Origin of the sequence: Glutamicibacter sp. HZAU (assembly GCF_004100365.1) — a bacterium.
In the GTDB taxonomy this organism is placed as follows: Bacteria; Actinomycetota; Actinomycetes; order Actinomycetales; family Micrococcaceae; genus Glutamicibacter; species Glutamicibacter nicotianae.
The window spans coordinates 40353-62116 of record NZ_SCKZ01000008.1; the positions used below are offsets into that span (position 1 = coordinate 40353).

The 21764-nt window shown below is 61.6% G+C and carries 19 protein-coding genes; 13 read left to right on the forward strand and 6 right to left on the reverse strand.

The window, feature by feature from the left end:
* The first annotated feature begins 39 nt into the window (after positions 1-39).
* The 6 genes from gcvH (at position 40) to EKH49_RS13235 (ending at position 7551) form a co-directional block, all read left to right on the forward strand.
* Positions 40-420 carry a glycine cleavage system protein GcvH gene (gcvH, locus tag EKH49_RS13210; RefSeq protein ID WP_128471199.1) on the forward strand — a complete coding sequence of 127 codons (381 nt, stop codon included), beginning with the start codon at positions 40-42 and terminating at the stop codon, positions 418-420.
* A complete protein-coding gene (glyA, locus tag EKH49_RS13215) occupies positions 420-1742 on the forward strand; it encodes a serine hydroxymethyltransferase (protein WP_128471200.1) in 1323 nt (440 codons plus the stop codon). The genes gcvH and glyA overlap by 1 nt, the downstream gene beginning before the upstream one ends.
* 187 nt (positions 1743-1929) lie before the next feature.
* On the forward strand, positions 1930-3339 hold the full coding sequence (locus EKH49_RS13220) for an L-serine ammonia-lyase (protein WP_128471201.1): 1410 nt from the start codon (positions 1930-1932) through the stop codon (positions 3337-3339).
* A gap of 416 nt (positions 3340-3755) precedes the next feature.
* The gene (gene mgtE, locus EKH49_RS13225) at positions 3756-5111 is read left to right on the forward strand and encodes a magnesium transporter (protein ID WP_128471202.1); all 1356 of its coding nucleotides are present in this window, start codon (positions 3756-3758) and stop codon (positions 5109-5111) included.
* Between the two features lie 59 nt (positions 5112-5170).
* The gene (locus tag EKH49_RS13230; protein WP_128471203.1) at positions 5171-6280 is read left to right on the forward strand and encodes an NADH:flavin oxidoreductase/NADH oxidase; all 1110 of its coding nucleotides are present in this window, start codon (positions 5171-5173) and stop codon (positions 6278-6280) included.
* Positions 6281-6420: 140 nt separating this feature from the next.
* Positions 6421-7551, forward strand: a complete 1131-nt coding sequence (locus EKH49_RS13235) for a baeRF2 domain-containing protein (protein ID WP_236641159.1) — start codon at positions 6421-6423, stop codon at positions 7549-7551.
* A gap of 90 nt (positions 7552-7641) precedes the next feature.
* Here EKH49_RS13235 and EKH49_RS13240 read toward each other — a convergent pair whose 3' ends face one another.
* Positions 7642-8784 carry a CPBP family intramembrane glutamic endopeptidase gene (locus EKH49_RS13240; protein WP_128471204.1) on the reverse strand — a complete coding sequence of 381 codons (1143 nt, stop codon included), beginning with the start codon at positions 8782-8784 and terminating at the stop codon, positions 7642-7644.
* A gap of 184 nt (positions 8785-8968) precedes the next feature.
* Between EKH49_RS13240 and EKH49_RS13245 the strand changes: the two genes are divergently transcribed.
* The 3 genes from EKH49_RS13245 to EKH49_RS13255 all read left to right on the forward strand — a co-directional run bounded on the left by EKH49_RS13245 (position 8969) and on the right by EKH49_RS13255 (position 12484).
* On the forward strand, positions 8969-10222 hold the full coding sequence (locus EKH49_RS13245) for a YibE/F family protein (protein WP_128471205.1): 1254 nt from the start codon (positions 8969-8971) through the stop codon (positions 10220-10222).
* A 68-nt stretch (positions 10223-10290) separates the two neighbouring features.
* Positions 10291-11346, forward strand: coding sequence for a metal ABC transporter solute-binding protein, Zn/Mn family (locus EKH49_RS13250; protein ID WP_161567524.1), 1056 nt, complete (start codon positions 10291-10293; stop codon positions 11344-11346).
* A 109-nt stretch (positions 11347-11455) separates the two neighbouring features.
* Positions 11456-12484, forward strand: a complete 1029-nt coding sequence (locus EKH49_RS13255) for a CDP-glycerol glycerophosphotransferase family protein (RefSeq protein WP_161567525.1) — start codon at positions 11456-11458, stop codon at positions 12482-12484.
* Positions 12485-12494: 10 nt separating this feature from the next.
* On the opposite strand, the gene EKH49_RS13260 is transcribed toward EKH49_RS13255, so the two are convergent.
* The 5 genes from EKH49_RS13260 to EKH49_RS13280 all read right to left on the reverse strand — a co-directional run bounded on the left by EKH49_RS13260 (position 12495) and on the right by EKH49_RS13280 (position 18454).
* Positions 12495-13985: a gamma-aminobutyraldehyde dehydrogenase gene (locus EKH49_RS13260; protein WP_128471208.1), complete on the reverse strand. Its 1491-nt coding sequence runs from the start codon at positions 13983-13985 to the stop codon at positions 12495-12497.
* Between the two features lie 20 nt (positions 13986-14005).
* Complete coding sequence (locus EKH49_RS13265) at positions 14006-14374, reverse strand: cupin domain-containing protein (protein WP_128471209.1); 369 nt, start codon at positions 14372-14374, stop codon at positions 14006-14008.
* Positions 14374-15819: an NAD(P)/FAD-dependent oxidoreductase gene (locus tag EKH49_RS13270; protein ID WP_128471210.1), complete on the reverse strand. Its 1446-nt coding sequence runs from the start codon at positions 15817-15819 to the stop codon at positions 14374-14376. The genes EKH49_RS13265 and EKH49_RS13270 overlap by 1 nt, the downstream gene beginning before the upstream one ends.
* A 276-nt stretch (positions 15820-16095) precedes the next feature.
* Entirely contained in the window at positions 16096-16548 is a 453-nt protein-coding gene (locus EKH49_RS13275) for a hypothetical protein (protein ID WP_128471211.1), read from the reverse strand.
* Positions 16532-18454 (reverse strand): primary-amine oxidase, encoded by a 1923-nt coding sequence (locus tag EKH49_RS13280; RefSeq protein WP_128471212.1) that lies wholly within the window; start codon positions 18452-18454, stop codon positions 16532-16534. Before EKH49_RS13280 ends, EKH49_RS13275 begins: the two co-directional genes overlap by 17 nt.
* Positions 18455-18584: 130 nt before the next feature.
* On the opposite strand from EKH49_RS13280, the gene EKH49_RS13285 reads away from it, so the two are divergent.
* The 4 genes from EKH49_RS13285 (at position 18585) to EKH49_RS13295 (ending at position 21746) form a co-directional block, all read left to right on the forward strand.
* The gene (locus tag EKH49_RS13285; protein WP_038990269.1) at positions 18585-19178 is read left to right on the forward strand and encodes a TetR/AcrR family transcriptional regulator; all 594 of its coding nucleotides are present in this window, start codon (positions 18585-18587) and stop codon (positions 19176-19178) included.
* Positions 19179-19283: 105 nt separating this feature from the next.
* Entirely contained in the window at positions 19284-20207 is a 924-nt protein-coding gene (locus EKH49_RS13290; protein WP_128471213.1) for a helix-turn-helix domain-containing protein, read from the forward strand.
* 108 nt (positions 20208-20315) lie between these two features.
* The gene (locus tag EKH49_RS16910; RefSeq protein ID WP_236641160.1) at positions 20316-20609 is read left to right on the forward strand and encodes a hypothetical protein; all 294 of its coding nucleotides are present in this window, start codon (positions 20316-20318) and stop codon (positions 20607-20609) included.
* Between the two features lie 6 nt (positions 20610-20615).
* On the forward strand, positions 20616-21746 hold the full coding sequence (locus tag EKH49_RS13295) for an APC family permease (protein ID WP_236641161.1): 1131 nt from the start codon (positions 20616-20618) through the stop codon (positions 21744-21746).
* The last annotated feature ends 18 nt before the right edge of the window (positions 21747-21764 follow it).

Below are 21764 nucleotides of genomic sequence, written 5' to 3' on the forward strand. Positions count from 1 at the left end.
AGCTAAGCGCCCGCTAATTCCCTTGGGAGAGGAAATACCGTGAGTAAAGTTCTTTCGTCATTGCGCTACTCGGCTGAGCACGAGTGGATCGATGCATCGTCCCCAGCAAAGATCGGCATCACCCAGGTTGCCGCTGACGCCCTGGGCGACGTGGTCTACGTCGACCTGCCAGAGGTTGGCGACACCGTGACCGCAGGCGAGACCTGCGGCGAGGTCGAGTCCACCAAGTCGGTCTCCGACCTGTACTCGCCAGTGACCGGCACCATCGTTGAGGTTAACCAGGAAGCCGTGGACAACCCGGCCATCCTGAACGAGGACCCATACGGTGCCGGCTGGCTGTTCACCGTTGAGGTCACCGAAGAAGGACCGCTACTCTCGGCAGCAGACTACGCAAGCGCGAACGGTGGAGACGTCCAGTAATGAGCAACCAGACTTTTGAATCCCTAGCACCAGCATCCCTGACCCAGTCGCTGGCAGCCCTCGATCCAGAGGTGGCGCAGCGCATCGACGCTGAGTTGGCTCGCCAGCAGCGCGGTCTGGAAATGATCGCGTCGGAGAACCACACCGCCCAGGCCGTCATGCAGGCGCAGGGTTCGGTGCTGACCAACAAGTACGCCGAGGGCTACCCGGGCCGCCGCTACTACGGTGGCTGCGAAGAAGTCGACGTCATCGAGACGTTGGCGATTGAGCGCCTCAAGGAGTTGTTCGGCGCGAAGTTCGCGAACGTGCAGCCGCACTCCGGTGCGCAGGCCAACGCCTCGGTGTACCACGCGCTGGTGCGCCCGGGCGATACCGTCCTCGGGTTGAACCTGAACCACGGTGGCCATTTGACCCACGGCATGAAGCTGAACTTCTCGGGCCGCCTGTTCAACATCGTGCCTTACGGCGTGGATGAGGAAACCTACCAGGTGGACATGGATGAGGTGGAGCGCCTTGCGGTCGAGCACCAGCCGAAGATGATTGTTGCCGGCTGGTCGGCTTACCCACGCCAGCTGGACTTCAAGCGCTTCCGCGAGATTGCCGACAAGGTTGGCGCGTACCTGTTCGTGGACATGGCGCACTTCGCTGGCTTGGTGGCCGCTGGGTTGCACCCGTCGCCGGTGCCTCATGCCCACGTGGTGACCTCCACGACGCACAAGACGTTGGCTGGTCCGCGTGGCGGCATTATTCTGTCGAATGATGCGGAGATCGCGAAGAAGCTGAATTCGGCGGTGTTCCCTGGCCAGCAGGGTGGTCCGTTGGAGCATGTGATTGCTGGCAAGGCTGTGGCGTTCAAGATTGCTGGGTCGCCGGAGTTCAAGGAGCGCCAGGAGCGTACCTTGGCTGGGTCGAAGATCTTGGCTGAGCGTTTGACCCGGGAAGACGTTGTTGCCAAGGGCATCAGCGTGCTGACTGGTGGCACCGATGTGCACCTGGTGCTGGTGGATCTGCGCAACAGCGAGTTGGACGGCCAGCAGGCTGAAGACCTCTTGGCGCAGGTGGAGATCACTGTGAATCGTAATTCGGTTCCGTTTGATCCGCGTCCGCCGATGGTCACCTCGGGCCTGCGCATTGGTACTCCGGCGTTGGCGACGCGTGGTTTCTCCGAGGCTGCGTTTGCTGAGGTTGCGGAGATCATTGCGCAGACCCTGATCGCTGGTGCCGACGGCAATACGGCTGCACTGCCAGAGCTGAAGGAACGTGTTCTGGCGTTGGCTGAAGCCCACCCACTGTACCCGGACCTGCCAAAGGTTTCCGAGTAGCAGCAAGCTAGTGAAGATGCGGGCCCGGAAGGTGGAATTAGGCGCTTTTCGGGCCCGCAGTCTCTCACCATCCAAAGTTCCACCAGCCGCCGCAATACCTGCGGCGGCCCGGGGGAGTTTGGAACCACACTTCATGGATCCGGAGCCCAAGCTCTCGGATTACCCAAGTTCTAAGGATGTGACCCGCATGGCGGTTAGCGTATTCGATCTTTTCTCGGTTGGCATCGGACCATCTTCCAGCCATACCGTGGGACCAATGCGTGCAGCGCACGCATTCATTGCCCAAGTAATCCGAGAAGGCCAACTGGACGCACTGGAAAATATCCGTGTGGACGTCTATGGATCCCTGGCCGCTACCGGCCGTGGCCACGGTACCTTCACCGCCATCATGCTCGGGCTCGAAGGCTTCGAACCTGAAACGGTGCTGCCAGCACAGGTCGATGAGCGCCTGGCAGACATGGAAGCCACCGGCGTGCTGCGCTTGGCCGAACAGCTGGGCCAGCGCAAGGACCTGGACTACAAGGTCGAGGACATGATCCAGCACCCGCTGACCGTGCTGCCGCGCCACACCAACGGGGTAAAGTTCATTGCCCTGGATGCCGAAGGCAATGAAATCGCCAACGAGACATTCTTCTCCGTTGGTGGCGGCTTCATCGTGCGCGAAGGCGCCGAAGACCGCATCGAGAAGAACCTCGAGGAGAAGCTGAACAAGCAGCCCTATCCGTTCACGACAGCAGCCGCACTGCTGGAGCATGTGAAGGAAACCGGCCTGTCCATTGCCGAGATCATGATGGCCAACGAGGAAACCTATCGCAGCCGCGAGGAAATCCGATCAGGCCTCATCCACATCTACGAAGTGATGGAAGGCTGCAAGGACTCCGCGCTGGAACGCACCGGCGTGCTGCCCGGCGGCCTGAAAGTCCGCCGTCGCGCGCCGGAATGGCATGAACGCCTGCGCAAGGAAGACAAGGACCGCGATCCGGTCTACTGGCAGGAATGGATCAACCTCGTCGCACTGGCAGTCAATGAGGAGAACGCCTCCGGCGGACGGGTTGTCACCGCCCCCACCAACGGCGCCGCCGGCATCATCCCGGCAGTGCTGTTCTACGCCACCCACTACGCGCCAGGCGCGAAGTACTGGAACGAGGACGAAAAGCACGACGCAGTCGTACGCTTCCTGCTCACTGCAGGCGCCGTCGGCGTGCTGTACAAGGAACAGGCATCGATTTCCGGAGCGGAAGTCGGCTGCCAGGGCGAAGTCGGTTCGGCCTCCTCGATGGCCGCCGGTGGCCTGGCCGAAATCCTTGGCGGCACCCCAGCCCAGGTGGAGAACGCCGCGGAAATCGCAATGGAACACAACCTGGGACTGACCTGCGATCCAATCGGCGGCTTGGTCCAGATCCCATGCATCGAACGCAACGCCATTGCCGCTTCGAAGGCAGTGAATGCGGCGAAGATGGCACTGATGGGCGACGGCGATCACCACGTCACCTTGGACGAAGTCATCATCACCATGCGCGAAACCGGCAAGGACATGAGCGACAAGTACAAGGAAACTGCCATGGGCGGCTTGGCCGTGAACGTGGTGGAATGCTGATTTCATAGCACCGCGAGAACCAAGTCCAGGAGGCCTGCACCGCAGGCCTCTGGACCATTTAAACGTGATATCGATCCCCAAAGCGGGCATTTCCCAGCCGTTGCTGATAGAACTTGGTCAAGGCCCGATGCGCGTGAGCGCAAACCGATTTCGAGGAGGTGAGCGTCGTGGACGACAGTTCAAGTCGATCTATGCCCACGAACTCACCTGGGCGCTCATAGCCGAATCTGCCGAATAGGGCTGCATCCTGCCATGGGATTCCCATGAGTTCGTGACACCTGCACATGTCACCGGCGCAGAAACCTGCACGCAAATACTGACTGATTTATCTCCCTGTCTTCACGGGGTGCTCAATCGGTGAGAAGTTGCTGGCAGGCTTGTATTCCTGCGCCAAATGAACCATTTGGACCCACATCATGATTTCTCCAGAAAAGGTAGACTTCTCTACTATTTCGCGCTCCTTGAGCTCCCACCTCAACCACGGCGAATTCCAGCAAGCAGCACGGCTGCTGGGGGAGCTGCATACCGCTGAGGCTATCGAGCACCTTGAAGCGCTGGATGCCACCGAAGCAGCCTTGGCCTACCGCCTGCTCGACAAGCAGGCCGCCGTGCTTCTCTTCAAGGACCTCGACGCTGAGGTGCAAGCCGAACTGATTCGGGCGCTGCAGTCAGAAGCAGTGGTCGATGCCTTCTCCCAGCTCTCCGCCGCACAACGGGCAGCACTGCTCGTTGAGTTGCCAGCCATCGTGGCAACGAAACTGCTGGCAGGTACATCGAAGGCCAAACGCCAAGACATCGGAGCCCTGCTGGGCTATCCCGAAGCAAGCGCCGGCAGGGCGATGTCCCCGGACTTCATCGCCACTCATCCGCAGCTAACCGTGGCAGAATCCCTGGCACGCATCAGCAAGCGTTTCGCGCATTGCAAGGACGCGCAGCACATCTTGGTGATCGATGATGAACGCAGGCTGCTTGGCACCATCACGCTCAGCGAGCTGCTCGCCGAACCGGGTACGATGACGGTCGCAGAATTGTGCACCCCTGGCCCCAGCGTCCAAGCCTGCGAGCCGGAGGCAAGCGCAGCACGATTGGCCGTGCAGCGGAAGGCAGGGGTGCTCCCGGTACTTGATCGGGAATACCGTCTGCTGGGAGTGATGACCTTGCCCATGGCGCTCGGGATCCTGGAGGATGCCGAGGAGCGACGCACCGCGTACGGTGCCGGGGCGGAATCGCTCGTCCGCCCGTACCTGGGTACGCCGCTGCGCCAACTGGTGAAGGCGCGGATCATCTGGTTGCTGGTCCTTGCGATTGGTGCCACCTTGACCGTCAAGGTCCTCGCCAGTTTCGAGCAGACGCTTGAATCGATGGTGGTGCTCAGCTTGTTCATCCCGCTGATAGTGGGCATTGGCGGGAATACCGGCAACCAGGCGGCGACTACCGTTACGCGTGCACTGGCCATGGGGGAGGTGCGGGGCCGCGACTTTTGGCGGGTGCTGATGCGTGAGGTGCGTATCGGGGCGATCTTGGGCTTGAGCCTTGGCCTTGTCGCACTGGTCTTGGCCGGGCTCATTTTCGAACCCAGCATCGGATTGGTGATTGGCACCAGCCTCGTGGCACTATGCAGCATTGCGGCCGCTGTCGGCGGGGTGATGCCGATCATCGGAAAATTCTTCAAGGTCGACCCTGCGGTATTCTCCAATCCCTTTATTTCAACGTTCGTGGATGCCGCTGGGCTGATTGTCTACCTCTCTGTAGCGGTACTGATTCTCGGCTAGTTTGACCTGGCACTTGGGGTGCGCGGAATATATTCGCGCACGCCAGCGTCGTAACTGGTATGCCTCAAAGCAAGCTATTTACTGAAATTACCGTTCCAACCCGTAGCGGCGAAGGCCTGAAGCTGCGCAACCGCGTGGTCCTCCCGCCGATGTGCCAATACTCCGTGGAAAAACACGACGGCGTTCCAACGACCTGGCACCTGGCTCATCTGGGCTCCATGGCGCATGGCGGATACTCGCTGGTTATCGCCGAAGCAACAGCGGTGGCAGCTGAAGGCAGGATCTCGGACCGCGACACCGGTTTGTGGAATGACGAGCAGGCCGAAGCCTGGAAGCCGATTACAAAGTACATCCGCTCACATGGTGCAGCCGCTGGCGTGCAGCTGGCGCATGCCGGCGCGAAAGCCTCGACCTATGGTTGGCTCAAGGAGTTCGAAGAGGCCGGAAAACTTGGCAGCATCAGCGATGAAGAAGGCGGCTGGGAAACCTTCACTTCCACTCCAAGCGAGCTCTATGGCCTGAAGGCGGCTACCGAGATGTCCGTTGAGCAGATCCGGGACTCGGTTCAGGATTGGGCCGACGCGGCCAAGCGCGCAGACGAGGCAGGATTCGACCTGATCCAGATCCATGCGGCCCACGGCTACCTGGTGCACCAGTTCCTCTCGCCGCTGTCCAACAAGCGCACGGATGAATACGGCGGCAGCTTCGAGAACCGCACACGGTACCTGCGTGAAATCATCGAGGCGGTGGCAGCCGTGTGGCCGGAAAACAAGGTCTTGGGCATCCGCTTCTCGGGGGAAGACTGGGTTGACGACGGTTGGGGTATCGCCGACACGACTCGGATCGCCAAGGAGCTCTACGGCCACGGCGTGCGCCATTTCGACCTGTCCAGCGCCGGCATCGGCAAGTTCAATGGTCCCTCTGGTCCCGGGTACCAGGTGCCGTTGGCCCAAGCAGTGAAAGACGCACTGCCGCAGGACGCCTTCGTCACCGCGGTGGGCGTGATCACCGAACCGGTGCAAGCAGAGCACATCGTCGTGACCGGGCAAGCCGACGGCGTGAGCATCGGACGCGCCGCTCTGGGCGACCCGCAGTGGGCAAACCGTGCGGCGAAAGAACTCGGAGCGCCGATGGCATCCCCTGCCCAATATTGGCGTGGCCGCTGGTAAACACTTGCTGTCATGCTGATTTCATCCAAACAACGACATAGTTTCTGGTTACCTCTTCCAGCCACTGAATAGTGATGTTAGGTTAGTGCCACGGATCTAGTCGCACCGCGGCCAAGGCTCGCGTGCGGAAGGGAGTCAGCATGGCACTACGCGCGGATTCTAACGGAATCGACGCTTCGCTCTATCGGAGAAACGGCTCGTGGAGCACCGCCCTCGTGGATGCATCGTTGGGAACCACTGCCGCCCAAGAAGCCGCAGATCGGCTTCCGGACGACGTAGCCAAGCTGCTCAAGAGCCAGCAGGCACAGCCGGACGATGTCCAAGCACTGATCGGCGCACTGGAACCAGCCGAGGGCCTGCGAGCACCCGTAGCAAGATTCGTCGCCGTTCATGACGGCGAAGTCGTGCTCAACGAAATCATTCCAGGACTCAAGGTCCAAACTCCATCGGTGGATGTGGGTCCATTCCCGAACTTCACGGCGCTGGCTCGCGCTCGTGGCGGATCGTTCTCCTACCTCGTAGCCGAAGTCAGCAGGGACGGAGGTGAAGTGCACCTCTATAACACGGCGTCCCCTGAACGCCTCGGCAGCCGTGGCATAGTCGGATTGCCCGAGGAAATCCACCATGCGCGCAAGGTGCCCGGCGAATATGACCAGCCGAAGGCTCAGGCAGCCGCCGATGAGATGGTACGTCGAAATGCTGATGAGGTCGCCGGCCTGATCAGCGAGATGTCCGCCGAGAACTACGTTCGTCTGGTCATTCTTTCCGGCGATATCAAGGCTCGTGAAATAGTGCTCGGGGCACTTCCGGTGGCACTGAAGGAATACGTAGAAGTGATCGACTCGCATACGCGTACCGGCGGTGCGGACGCCAAGCAGGTCGATGCCCAGATCACCAAGCTGGTGGAGGAGGTCAAAGCCAAGGATCTGGCTGAATTGGAGTCGAAGGTTGCCGCCCAGTCCGGCAACGGCCGAGCTCAATTGGCGGTCGGACTGAATGAAGTCGTCACTGCACTCCAATCGGCGCAAGCCGAAATGGTGCTGGTTGGGCAATACCAAAGCGAGCATACCCTGCGCGCCTTGAGCGCAGAACCGTGGATTGCCCATCAAGATGGAGATGACCATGCAGAATTGGTGGTCGGCGAGTGGCCAGCGCCGGAAGTGCTCTTGCGCGCGACCGCGCTGACGGACGCCAGCATCCGATACGTACCGGAATCGATGATCCCTGACGGAGCAGGAATCGCGGCCTTGCTGCGCTGGGCCAAGTCCTGAAGAAGCACACTAGATGAAATTGCAGGAAACGAAACGATCCGCACAGGAGCTCCTGTGCGGATCGTTTTTTGCGCTTGAGCTGCGTGATGCCTAGCGGTCCGATGGGTCGGGTGACCGAGGCGCTGGTGGGGAATCCACCGACGGGTTGCCGGCGTTCGGCTGCTGCTCTGGCTGATATGCCGGGGGAGCCCAGTATGGCTGGTTAGGGTGAAGCGACGGCTGGTTCATTTGCCATGGCTGCAGCATCGGACGGCGGTCTGCTACCGGGATCGGGCCCGCCGTGCGGGCAATGCCCTGCCTGTCGGCAAGCTTGACAAGCATGAAGGTCAACAGGGCCATGAAGCACACCGAGAAGACTAATGAAACCGGGTTGGATTCCGTGGCGTTCAGATCGACAACGCCCACTGCGCCGAGCAGGAACAAGAAGGTGTTGTTGATGATGTGCATGGCCATCGCCGCTTCCAGGCCGCCGGTGCGCCACGTCAGATAGCCTGCTGCGATAGCGAAGGCTGCCACATCGAGAAGCCCCCAGATGTCGTAGAGGTGGCCGATGGTGAACAGCGGCACCGGAAGCAGGATGGCGAACAAAGGATGCTTCAGCCAGCTGCCGATGACCTGCATGAACGCACCGCGGAAGACGAGCTCTTCGGCTGCGCACTGGAACGGCGTCAAGAGGATAACCAGCAGGGCATAGAACAGCGGATCCGTGGGCAGGCTGCTGGCAGGCACGGGCTCGGACGCGCCAATTCCCGCTGCGCCCAGCCCGAAGTTCACCCCGAAATACAAGGCGAACGAAACGGCGCTGGCAGCCAACGCCAGGCCGAACCATCGCCAGCGCAATTTGCCGGTGACCGAAATCAACAGGCCGACAGGCTTCGGCCCGATAAGCAAATAAGCGAAAAAGACCGCAGGGATCATGATGATCAATGAGGCCATGGTCATCGAGAAGTCCGTCGCCGATGCCATATTCAGCATTGGATCCATGAGGAATTGGCCGGGGGCCTCTTCCGGATTATCGGCAGCCCACGTCATCGGGTTCATGAGCAGTGCGGCGAACATCGCCAGCATTGCAATGAGCAAAGCTGCGAGGTAGAAGCCAATGCCGACGCCGGAGAACGCCAGCGGACGCCACCAGCGATAGTTCGCACTGCGTCTCATCAGGCGATGGAACGGATAGCTCATTTCACCTTCGGCGCCCTGCGGCGAGGGTGGCAAATTCATTGGCAAGCTCATGGCTCAATTCTCTCGTTCCGCGATGCTGGAAAGCATGAACCTTGGGGAGGATCTATCGCGTCATCCTTTTGAGCGTCCACGCACAGCGCGGGAAGACGCGGACTGCGTCCATATGAAACTCCCAGGGGCCAGCTCTTAGACTTGGTAAGGACGATTCGCCTTTATTGATTTGGAGCAGCGCCACGTGGGCCATCATCACCATGACGAACCGATTTTGCAGGATCCCAAGCGCCGACGGCGTGCCTCGATCATCCTTTGGGCTCTGCTTGCGCCCATAGGTGCTTTGGCCATGGTCATGGTCATCCTGTTGTGGCCGCAAGGCAACTACGACAAGTTCGCCCTCAACGGAGCCATGGATACTACCGGCGGAGCGACGATGGAAGTTGGCACCGTTACGCGCAGCGCCGTCCAGGATTGCCCTTCCTCCCAAGGGTTGGAAGAAGTAGGCGGCAAGGTGCTCGAATGCCAGGTCACCTATGTGATGCCCGAATCCGGTGGCGCTGAAATCCAGTTGGAGATCCCGCCGGAAATGCTGCAATCACGGGATGCGCGCGCGGGCGACAGCATTCGCTACCTAGATCTTTCCGCGGTCGACACCACCAGCGGTAGCCCGTACGTGTTCGTTGACTTCGTCCGGACATTGCCCATGGCCCTGCTGGCTATCGCCTATGGCGTGGTGGTGGTGCTCGTCGCTGGTTGGCGCGGCACCCGGGCCATGATCGGACTGATCGGCGGCATCGCCTTCATGATCGTCTTCATGGTTCCGGCCTTGCTTGAAGGCGGCAATCCGGTCTTGGTGGGACTCACGGGCTCCACCGCCATCATGTTCGTCGCGCTGTATTTCGCCCATGGACTTAACGCGAAGACATCCACAGCGCTGCTGGGAACGCTCTTCGGTCTTGCGGTGACGGCAGGGATGGTGCTCTGGTTGACCGATGCGGCCGCGTTGACCGGGGCCAATGATGAATCGGCAATCACCTTGTCGACGGTGGCCCCGCAAATATCCTTGCCCGGCTTGCTGATCTGCGGTGTCCTGGTCGGCGGCATGGGTGTGCTCAATGACGTGACGATCACCCAGTCGGCCACCGTGTGGGAATTGGCCGAGAGCTCGCCCAAGGCTTCTGCCAGGGAATTGTTCTTCCGGGGCATGCGCATAGGCCGCGATCATATCGCTTCGACTGTTTACACGATTGCTTTCGCCTATGCTGGTGCGGCCCTGCCAGTCCTGGCCATTGCCGCATTGAGCAACCAGAGTTTCGGGGTCACCCTGGGCTCCGGCGCCATGGCCGAAGAAGTCATCCGCATTCTGATCGGCTCCATTGGATTGGTCCTGGCAATTCCGGTAACGACCGCAATTGCGGTCATGGTCGTGAAGGCGACCGGCACCGGCGGTGCCCACGGCAAACGCTCCTTGCAACGCGTGGGTTCCGACTCCTAGGTGCGAACCATTCTCATATGTAATGTAGAATAGTTCTCAATAGCGATCCGATTTAGATGGAGACACCCATGAAGAACCACCGCTCGCTGCTCGCAGCAGCTGTCGCCCTGCCTGCTGCTGGACTGATCCTCGCCGGATGCGGTAGCAGCACGGCCAGCGAATCAACGGAAGCGGATTCTGCTGCGATCAGCGTAGTGGCCACGACGAACGTCTACGGACAGATCGCCCGTGCCATTGGCGGAGAGAGCGTGGAGGTCAGCGAGATCATCACCTCGGCTGCGCAGGATCCGCATTCCTACGAGCCAACAGCCCGAGATAAGCTGGCGATCTCCAATGCCACGCTGGTGCTGGCCAATGGCGGAGGATATGACCAGTTCATGGACTCCCTGGTTTCCTCGATTCCAGAAGGCAAGGCTGGCGAGATCACGCTCGTGCACGCAGTGGATTCCTCGCCGGTAGCTGAGGAATCGGAAGCAGCCGGGCATGAGGGCGAAAGCGCTGAAGAACATGCGCAGCACGCCGAAGAGGATTCGCATGAGGGCGAGAGCGCCGAAGAGCATGCGCAGCACGCCGAAGAGGATTCGCATGAGGGCCACGACCACGCGGCCTACAACGAGCACATCTGGTATGACCTGGAATCCATGGGCGACCTGGCTGATGCGCTGGCTGAATCCTTCGGAAAGGCCGATAGCGCCAACGCCGAGCAGTACCAACGGAATGCGGTTTCCTTTAACGAAGAAATCGACAAGCTGGAGCAACAGCTCGAAACCGCGAAGCTGGATGGCAAGAGCTTCGTGATGACCGAGCCTGTACCGTTCCACCTGCTGCATGCTGCAGGCATGGAAGATGCCACGCCTGAAGGGCTGAGTGAAGCCATTGAAGAGGGCGAAGGCATTGCACCGATGACCATGAAGAAGGCCGAAGACCTACTTTCCGCAGGCGATGCTGACATACTTGCCTACAACGTGCAGACTGAAGGCAGTGAAACCAAGGCGCTGAAGAAGAGCGCAGAGCAGGGGCAGATCCCCGTGGTTGACTTTGCAGAAACCATCCAGGATGACTCCAGCTACCTTGAATGGATGGAATCCAACATTTCCGACTTGGCTTCCGCGATCAACGGCTAAACCTACGTAGACTAAATGCATGGCATTGTTCTCTTCCCAGATAACTCAAGCGACAGGCAAAGCACGCTCCCTCCTCGCGGAGCGGTCTGTCCGAGCAGAAATCGCCCACTTGGACCGGGGAATCGAACAAGCCGACCATGTGCTGTTCTTCGCCGAAGGCCCCGGCCAGTTCTACCAGCTCGGAGTCTGGCTGGGGACCTTTGAACGGTTGGCTGCCCAGGGCCTGAGCATCGGAGTGGTGCTCATGGATGCCCTGAGCGCACGCCATGCGCTGGAAGCGACGACTCTGCCGATCATGTTCTCGCGTTCCATGGAACAGATCGAGAACAAGCTGCGCGAGTGGGATGCCAAATCCATCAACTACGTGAATAACGCCCAGCGGAACTTCACGATGCTGCGTTTCAATGGGCCAGCGCACATTCACCTGAACCACGGTGAAAGTGAAAAGACGTCGATGGTCTCCAACCAGCTCAAGGCCTACGACTTCGCCTGCGTGGCCGGTGCCGCTGCGGTCGAGCGCATCACCGAAAGCATTGCCCGTTTCGACCCAACGCATCTGGTGCAGATCGGGCGCCCGCAGCTGGACAACCTGGAATGGCCCGAGCCATCCGAAAAGATCCGGGTGCTCTACGCGCCGACGTGGGAAGGCGATTCCCAGGCCATGGCCTACTCCTCGGTGGCGACCCTGGGGGAGCGGATTCTCGCCCAGTTGAGCAACGATGAGCGCTTCGACGTGCGTTTCCGACCTCATCCGAAGACCGGAGATGTCTCCGCTGAAGCGAAGAAGGCAGTTCTGGGCCTGAAGAGCAATTATGCCGCCACGCTGGACCCGATCAGCGATGCGGCGCAATCATTGGTGTGGGCGGACGTGGCCATCTGCGACACCTCGGCGATGGCCTATGACGCGGTAGCGCTGAACATCCCGCTGCTGTTGTCGGGGGATCCCGAAAGCAAGCTCCATGCCGGGCTGCCATTGAACCAGCGGCTGGGCAACGCGAACGGCCTGGCCCAGAAGGTAGCTGACCTTGCCGCCTCGCCCGTGGCCGGGGCGCAAAAACAGCTGGCCCAGTACTTCTTTGCCACCACCGAACCAGGGGTGGCAACCAAGAAGCTGAACCAGCTGCTTTCCAGTCTCTAGTATTTCGCGCCTAGCGGTGCTTGAAGACCGTGTCCTGCCATTCACGGTGGGCAGCGGGATCATGGGAGATCATCACGTGCTTGACGTTGGTGTACTCATCGAAAGAGTACTGGCTCATGTCCTTGCCCATGCCGGAAGCCTTGTAGCCTCCATGCGGCATGTCGGAAACGATCAGGATATGCTCGTTGATCCACACGCAGCCGGCCTGGATCTCGGCGCTGGCACGCATCGCCCGGTCCACGTTCTTGGTCCATGCGCTCGCCGCCAGCCCATACGGGGTATCGTTGGCCAGTTCGATGGCCTCATCGTCAGTGTTGAATGGCAGGGCCACCAGAACCGGTCCGAACACTTCCTGCTGCACGATCTCCGAATCCTGGGCAGCTCCAACCACCAAGGTGGGACGGTAGAAGAAGCCATCGCCCTCAAGCTGATGGCCGCCCGCCAGCACCTGAGCTCCTTGATCCTTGGCCCGCTGGACCATCGAGGAGACCTTCTGCAGGTGCTCCTGGCTGATCATCGAGCCCATGTCGGTTTCGGGGTCGGTGGGATCTCCCACCACCATGGCCTCCATCAGCTCGGCCACACGGCTGGTGAACCGCTCGAAAACCGAGGAATGCACGTAGGCGCGGGTGGCCGCGGTGCAATCCTGGCCTGAATTGATCGTCGAGCCGGCTACTGCACCGTGCGCGGCGGCTTCGATATCCGCATCATCGAAGACCACCAACGGTGCCTTCCCGCCGAGCTCCAGATGCACCCGGGTACCGCTCTCGGCGGCCATGGACATGATCTTCAGGCCCACCGTGGTGGAGCCGGTGAACGAGGTCATCTTCACCAGCTGGTGGCGCACTAACGGCGCACCGACGCTGGGACCGTCGCCAACCACAATATTGACCACCCCGTCAGGCAATCCTGCATCCTTGGCAGCCCGGGCAAAGAGCACAGAGGTGCCCGGGGTCAGCTCGCTGGGCTTGAGCACAATCGTGTTGCCGGCGGCGATCGCGGGCAGGATCTTCCACGCAGCCATCTGCAACGGGTAGTTCCAGGGGCTGATCGAGCCGATTACGCCGATGGCTTCGCGGCGAATCATCGAGGTGGTGTTTCCGGCATAGTCCCCGGTGGCCAAGCCCTGCAAGTTGCGTGCGGCGCCAGCAAAGAAGTTCACGTTGTCGATGGAACCGGGCACATCGAACTGGGTGGACATGCGGATGCTCTTGCCGGTCTGCGCGGTCTCCACGGCGGCGATCTCATCAGCATGCTTCTCAAGTTCGCGGGCGAAGGCCAGCAGGTGGTCGGCGCGCTCGCCCGGGGTGAGCTTGGACCAGGTTGTGAAGGCCTCGGCGGCCGCGTGCACCGCCTGGTCAACCTGTTCGAGGCTTGCGGTATCGACGTCCAGCAGCTTCTTCCCGGTGGCAGGGTTCACGCGTTCCAGCACCGGGCCGAGCCCGCGGACCTGCTGGCCGTTGATGAACTGGTGTCCGAGGGAACTATCGTAGTAGGCCATGTGGATTCTCCTAGGGATGCTCAGAGGGTGAAGTAGATCTTGCGCAGGGTTTCGGTGACGGTCCAGAGCGTGCTCATGCCAGCATGAAGCCTGGCAACGCTGCCCGGAACCAGCCGGAGTTCCTGGGCGCCGAAGCCGTCGGCTTCCAGGATCTGCACGGTGGCGCGGCCGGAAAGCACAACAAAATATTCGTCGGATTCGATATCCCGCATGGCGCCGCCAGACATTTCCCAGATGCCGACTTCCGCATCCCCGAGGGTGCCCAGTTCCGCATAGCCTGTGGTCGCGGGTGCCTGTCCGTCAGCCCGCTGGTCTTCGCCGATCGGTTCGTGGCTCAGCTCCGCATCGCCGGCCTGGACGATACTGGCTCGAAGATCTTTGGACGGCATCAGGAATCGAACCCCATTCCGATCTTGTCCATCAGCTTCAAGAAGGCCGAGCGCTCGCCGTGATTGCGGTCGGCCTTGGCCAGCTGGCTGGTCATGAGCTTCACGCCCACCCAGGCGGCAGGCTCGGGCGGGAAAGGAATCGGCTTGGTGCGCACCAGTTCCAATTCGGTCAGCCCCGTTTTCTTCCCCGAGAGCAGATCCAGCATGACCTTGGCACCGAAACGCGTGGCACCCACACCCAGGCCGGTGAAGCCTGCGCAGTAGGCGACCTTGCCGCCATAGGCCAGATCGAAGAACGAGAAGAAGCGCGAGCAGGTATCGATAGCGCCACCCCATGCGTGGGAGAACTTCACATCCATCAGGTCCGGGAAGCTGCCGAAGAAATGCGCGGCCAGCTTTTCGAAGGTCCGCTGGTTGGTGTCGTAGCTGGAGCGCACCTTGCCGCCGAAATGGTAGACCGCGTCGTAGCCGCCGTAGAGAATGCGGAAGTTCCCCTCGGCATCGATGGTGGGGCGGGCATAGTGGAAGCGGTTGTTCAGATCTGCCAGGCCCACCATGTCCGCCCAGCCGATGGCTGTGCGCTGCTGGGCTGTGAGTGGTTCGGTCATCAGCGCGTAATCGTAGACCGGGATGATGCGTGCGCGGTGGCGCTTGAGCAGCGAGGGGAAGACATTGGTGGCCAGGGCTACGCGCTGGGCGGTGATCTGGCCGTCGGCGGTGAGCACCTGGACCTGCGTGCCGGTATTCTCCATCTCCAAGGCGTGGGTGTGCTCGTAGAATTCAACGCCCAGTTCGCGGCACACGCGGGCCAGTTCCCAGACGAGCTTGGCCGGGTGGATCAGCGCGGTGGAATGATTGTCGCGGGCGCCGGCCAAGAAATCCGGGGAGTTGATCAGCTGCTTGACCGTATCGGCGTCCAGGTAATCGACGCCCGGGGCTTCAGCTTCCTCGGCCACCCAGGCGATCTGATGCTGCTCGGTGGCCACGTTGATCGATCCTTGGCGGATGAAGTCCACGTCCATGTCGTAGCGCTGCACCGTTGCTTCGAACTCGTCGAGGTTCTGCGCCCCGAGCTCGGCGAGGAGCTCGTTTTCTTCCGGCAGGTGGTTTGCGCCATTTGCTTCGCCGTGGACCAGCGATGCTTCGCAGAATCCGCCATTGCGACCTGACGCGGCCCAGCCCAAGCGCTGCCCCTCGATCAGCACCACCTTGCGGGAAGGATCCCGTTCCTTGGCTTGCAGCGCGGTCCATAATCCGGTGTAGCCGCCACCGATAACCAGCAGGTCGGTGGCGATTGACCCGTGCAGTGCCGGGTGGGGCGCGGGGCGCTGGACGTTGTCCAGCCAGTAGCTGGTGCGCTTGGCATCTGCCAGTGCCCGGGCGACCAAGGCGGGGGAGACTTCGGCTTCATGCCTGTCAAACGTCAGTTCATTGGTGGTGGCCATTGGTACTTTCCTCGAAGATAGCTGGTTCGGTGGACGCTATCGATGCAGGGGAACGACCAATGGTCCTTGCGGCTTTGTGGTCTGCTGGGCACCGAGGATGCCAGATGAGTGCCTGTCGGCGGTCAAGGCTATCCCTCTTCTCGGAAAAGTTGAACACAAATTGAATGTGATTCATTACTCATCTAAGCCGGTGCATCTCGGGGTTGTCAAGATCCGGGAGCAGGCAGAAACCCGGCCTTGAGAACAGCGGAGCGTTGCATTCAAGACCGGGTCTGGCTAGGCGGGAAGAGCCGCGGGTTCTGAGCTATCCGGTTGATCGGCACGGCGTGGGACGCTGCCTGCGGTGTGGCGGCTGAGCCAAGCGGCGCCGAACATCACGAGGAATTCGGCAGCCGCGATGCCCAGCATCACCGGCGCATGGTGCGTGCCATGCGCGGCGTGCGCGCCGTGATGGCCGGTGAACCATGGCATTCCGATCACCATCGCCACGTGCGAAGCGCCCATCAGTGCGCTCATCGCCAGCAAGCTCAGGGGAGAGCTGCCGCGCAGCACGCACCAGGAGCATTTGACGCACCATAACGCCATTGCCAGCAAGGCCAGGGTCCACCACAGCGTGTGCGGCAGCACTGCCAGCACCAGCAGGTGGGCCGCCGCCAGGCACAGCGAGGCGATGCCCAACGCGCGGTGCCCGGCAGAGGCCCTTGTTGTTTGCCTAGTTGCCGCTGCCACAGCAGCCGTCGGATTCCGTGGTGGCGCAGCAGCCGTGCTGGACCGGTGCCGGGACATCAAGCACAGGGGAGCGGTCGAAGAACCCTTCGGGGCGGATGGTGAATCCGACCTTGTCCACGGGCATCATCGGCCAGTCCTCGGTGCGCGGGAAGTGGGTCAGCGCGAAGGTGTGCCACAGGCTGATCTGCTCGCCATCGATGTTCTTGTCGTCCTCGATCCACGAGCCGATGCCGTCAACGCCAGGGTTCTGGTTCACGAAGTCGCCGGTCGGGTAGCGCTGGCTCTCATTGCGCTTGGTCACCCACAGGGCCTTGGAAGCGAATTCCGCGCGGCGGTGGATGGAGGATCCCTCGGCGGCCAGCAGGGTCGGGAGTCCCTGGGACATCAGCTTGTAGCCGACCGGCTTGCCCAGGTAGTTCTGCTTCTCGGGGTTGGTGACCACCCAGGTGCGACCGGCCGTCGGGTTGTTATCGCGCACCGCCTGCTTTTCCGTGGCAAGCACAGTGTGGCTGCGGGTAAAGGCGTTGCCGCGCGGATTCTCCTTGCTGATCGGCAGGCGGACTGCTTCTTCCTCGATGACGCGGCTCGGACCGCCATCCAGCGCGAAGTCCAGGCGGGCGCCGAAGATGTGCTGGTGGAACGGCGCGGTCAGCCCCGGAGCCATCTCGGATGAGAAGCGCTCGTCGCCCATGGTCGAGGTGAACACGATGCCGGTGGCCTTGGCCTCGAATTTGATGGCGCCATCTAGGTAGAGGTACCAGTAGAAGCCGTAGTCGTAGTTGCCCACGGTGGTGAAGAAGCTGATCACCAGGCGGCGGTTGCGCCGGGTGTACTTCACTCCGGACCAGTCATCGGCATGCTTGGAGAGGATCGAGGCGTCCTCCTCATGCATGCAGATGCCGTTGGCGATCGTCTGCGCATTGCCGTCGGCATCGGTGACCACCGGGGAGATGTAGTGGATTTCACCCAGGCAGTCGCAGCCGAGCTCCAGTGAGTTGGCCAGGCGCCCGATGAGGTATTCGCCGGTGTCGAAGTAATTCTGCCAGCTGCGTACCGGGGACGGATCCCCGTAGGGCACGACCATTTCCGCGATGGAGGCGCGGTCCAGGATCCGGCGTTCCACGCCCTTGTCGTTGAAGGCGATGTTGTAGAGCACCAGGCCCTCGCGCATGTCGAAGCCGATGTCCAGCGACCATTTCTCCCACACGACATGGTTGCCGGCGCTCACCGTGAAACTTGGGCCTTCGGGCTGGGTGATCTCGATGGGCTTCTGGGTGGTGCGAATCGGGCCGGTGAGTTCCGGGTCCGTGTAGTTGCCGTGGGTTTCGGGCACCGGAACGATGCCCAGATCCAGCAGCTGGTCGATTTTCCCGGCGATGGTGTCGATGTAGACCACGAGCCCGTCAACCGGGTGGGCCCATGCGGAGTCTTCGGCGAAGTCCTGGCGGAAGGCCAGCCCACGCAGGATGCGGCGCCCTGATTCCTGCGGGTACTCGTCGTCGTACACACCTGCGGACAGCGGGGCCACGCGCACCTGTTCCGGTTTCAGCCCGCGCTTGGCCAATGCGGCCGCCCACTGCGGATCGTCAATCAGGATGGACTCGACCTTTTCGAATTCCTCCAGCAGCACCGGCATCTGCCCCACCTTGGCAGGATCCAGATCGACGCTTGAGTGCACGCTCTGGGCGCCTAAGTCCAGGACGACATCCTTGGGGGAGTTCGCCAGCTTGTCCATGAGCATCACGCGGACGAAGCGGCCGGGGCGGTCGGCGCGCGGGTCTTCCAGGCCCATGTACGCGATGCGGGTGTTCTCGGTGAACAGCTGGTTGCTGACCAGCAGGTCCTTGGCGGCGGCGACCTCTGCTTCGCTGAGCAGGGTGAAATCCGTGGCGGTGGTGGTTGGCATGTGACCGGCTCCTTTAGTGCTGAAATGTGATCTGCAGCATTTATTATTCTCTGGTTGTAGAGAATACGGGCGGACCCGCAAAGGCGCAAGCCTTTGGTGGAGATAAATGATTTGTCGCTAATCTTGAGGTATGCCGAAAATCGTGGACCATGATCAGCGTCGCCGGGAGATTGTCGAGGTCACGTGGAGATTCATTGCCCGGGAGGGGATCGAGAAACTCAACCTGCGCGACCTGGCCGCGGCCGCCGGATATTCCAACGGCGCCTTCAAGCCCTACTTCCCAACCCGCGATGCGCTGCTGGTCGCGACCTTCCGCTATGTCGCCGAGGCGACCGACAAGCGCATTGCCCGCAAGTGCCAGGGGCAAACGGGAATCGCGGCCATCGAGGCATTTGCCCGGGAAGTGCTTCCGCTCGATGAGCTGCGGCGAAATGAAGCACGCATCGCGGTGCACTTCTGGCATCTGGCCCTCGGGGATCGGGCGCTGGCAGCGGTCAATGCGGGAACCATGGACCGCTGGCGCACGCTGGTTGACCAATGGCTTGAGCAGCTCCTCGGCCCCGACCACCCCACGGCACCCGTGGCGCGCGACTCGATGATCAATTTCCTGATGGGTGCGCAAACCAGCAGCGTGCTCGACGAAGCAGTCAATACCGCCGACGCGCTCGAAGCGCAGCTGCAGTACCGCCTGGAGGCCTTGCGCAGCCTGCGCGCTGCGGAGTAGCTGGATATTCTCCGCACGACGAAAAAAGTGACTTTTCGGCGCGCTCGGCGTACTCTCATTCGTGATGCCCGACACAGTTCCTTGGGCTTCGATGGGGAGGCAGGCATGTATCAACTTCAGCACGTCGATTCGTTCACCGCATGGTCGCGGCTCATTTCCGACGCCTTCGTGAAGCTGCGCAGCGAGCAGATTTCCAGCGGCCATTTCACCGCCACGCTGGGCGCCAACATGCTCGGCGAGATCGGCTTGATGCGCATCCATGCCAAACCCCACGCGGTGAAGCGAACCGAGGACCTGAGCGCCAGCGGCGACGGGGATTTCTACAAGATCTCCTACCAGCTCGATGGTTATGGGCTGCTGATCCAAGACGGCCGCGAAACCTTGCTGGCACCCGGGGACCTGGCGATCTACGATACCCAGCGCCCGTACACGCTGGCCTTCGAGAAACCTGCATCGGTGCTGGTCACCCTGGTTCCGCATGATCTTTTCCGCTTGTCGCAGCAGCAGGTCGGCCAGCTGACCGCGGTTGCGCTCAAGGAATCGCACCCGTTGTCGGGAACCGTCGCACCGCTGCTGCGCCACCTCGGATCCAACCTTTCCCAGTGGGATGAATTCGGCGGCTACCAGCTGGCCCGCAACACCGTGGATCTGCTGGCCACCGCACTGGGCGGCGCGCTCGGCGCCGAATGCCATGGGGACGCCAAGGTGCGCCAACGCGAATTGGTCACCGGCTACATCAACGCGCACCTGGACGACGCCGATTTGGGACCGGCCCGCATCGCGGCCGCCCACTTCATGTCCGTACGCAGCCTGCACGCGCTGTTCGAGCATCAGCCGCTCAGCGTCGCCGCGCTGATCCGCAATCTCAGAATGCACGAAGCAGCGCGCCTGCTGCGCGACCCGCTCATGGCCGACCTGCCAGTGCAGGCCATCGGATCCCGGGTGGGGATTGCCGATGCCGCGGGCTTCAGCCGCATGTTCTCCAAAGAATTCGGTTCCACCCCGGGCAAGTACCGGGACGCCGCCTGAGACGCAGCGGAAGTGCACGCGGTGCCAATGGTCCTGCGCTCAATGCCAACGAAAAGTTCGAGGACTCCGGGATGCTGATATCCAAGAACTCGGATAATGGGGGATCGAATGGGACTCGAACAACGCACGCTCACGGTGCCGGCTCTGGTCGTGATGATCATTGCCGCCAGCGCACCGCTCACCGCCGTGGCTGGCGGCGTGACGACCAACTACGCGGTGACCGGCATGGAATCGGTGCCGCTGTCCTTCCTCATCATCGGTGCCATACTGCTGGTCTTCAGCATCGGCTACACCGCGATGAGCCGCTACATACCAAACGCCGGAGCCTTCTACGCCTACATCGCCCAAGGCCTGGGCGGAGCAGCGGGCGTCGGCGCCGCGATGGTCGCGCTGGTCAGCTAGAACCTCATGCAGATCGGCATCTACGGAATGTTCGGGTTCGCCGCCGCATCCTTCGCCAACGCCTCCTTCGGCACCGCCATCCCGTGGTGGGCCATGGCGCTGGTGGCTTGGGCAGTGGTCGGCTTCCTCGGCATGAACCGGGTCGACTTCTCGGTCAAGGTGCTGGGCATCGTCGTCGCCGCTGAATTCCTCGTCGTAATCATCTACAACATCATGGCCTTCGCCTTCGCTCCCGAGGTGCCGCAGCCGGCCGCATCCTTCAACGTGGCCGACGCCGTCGCGCCGGGCATGGGCGCGGTCATGGCCTTCACCATCGCGGCGTTCATGGGCTTCGAATCCGGAACCATCTACAACGAAGAGGTGAAGGATCCGGCGCGCACCGCCCGGCGCGCCACGATGATCGCGGTCGTCATCATCGCCTGCTTCTACGCGTTTTCGGCCTTCGCCGTAGCCGTCGGCGAAGGTGCCTCGAACGTCATCGGCGCTTCGGCGGAACTCGGCCCTGACCTGATCTTCGCTTTCTTCGGCGCCAACGCCCCAGCATGGTTCGTCGATTTGGCCAACATCCTGTTCATCACCAGTTTGTTCGCCGCGCTGCTGGCCTTCCACAACGTCATTGCCCGCTACTTCTATGCCATGGGCCGCGGCGGGGCCCTGCCGAAGTTCCTTGCCATCACCTCGCGCACCACCCACGCGCCGGTGGCCGGCTCGCTGGCGCAGTCAACCCTCGGCCTAGTTGTCATCGCCGTCTTCGCGGTGATCTCGCAAGGCAAGGACCCGATGTACGTCGTGTTCACGATGTTCACCTGGATGACCAACTCGGCGGCCTATGGCCTGGTGCTGCTGATGGCACTGACCTCCTTTGCCGTCATCGGATACTTCAAGCGCAACCAATCCTCTGAATCCCTGGCGACCCGGGTGATCGCCCCGCTGGTCTCCGGCATTGCGCTGGCCTACGTCTTCGCGCAAATCGTCATCAACTTCGACATATTGCTTGGCATGGAAGAACCGGGAATGCTCGGTTATGTCCTGCAAGGCATCGTGATCCTGCCCGGCGTCATCGCCTGGGTACTGGCAATGGTCGTCCGCTCGTCCAAACGGCGTGCGCCCATGGCCGATGAACTTCCCGTCAGCTAACCACCTAGAACCAAGGAG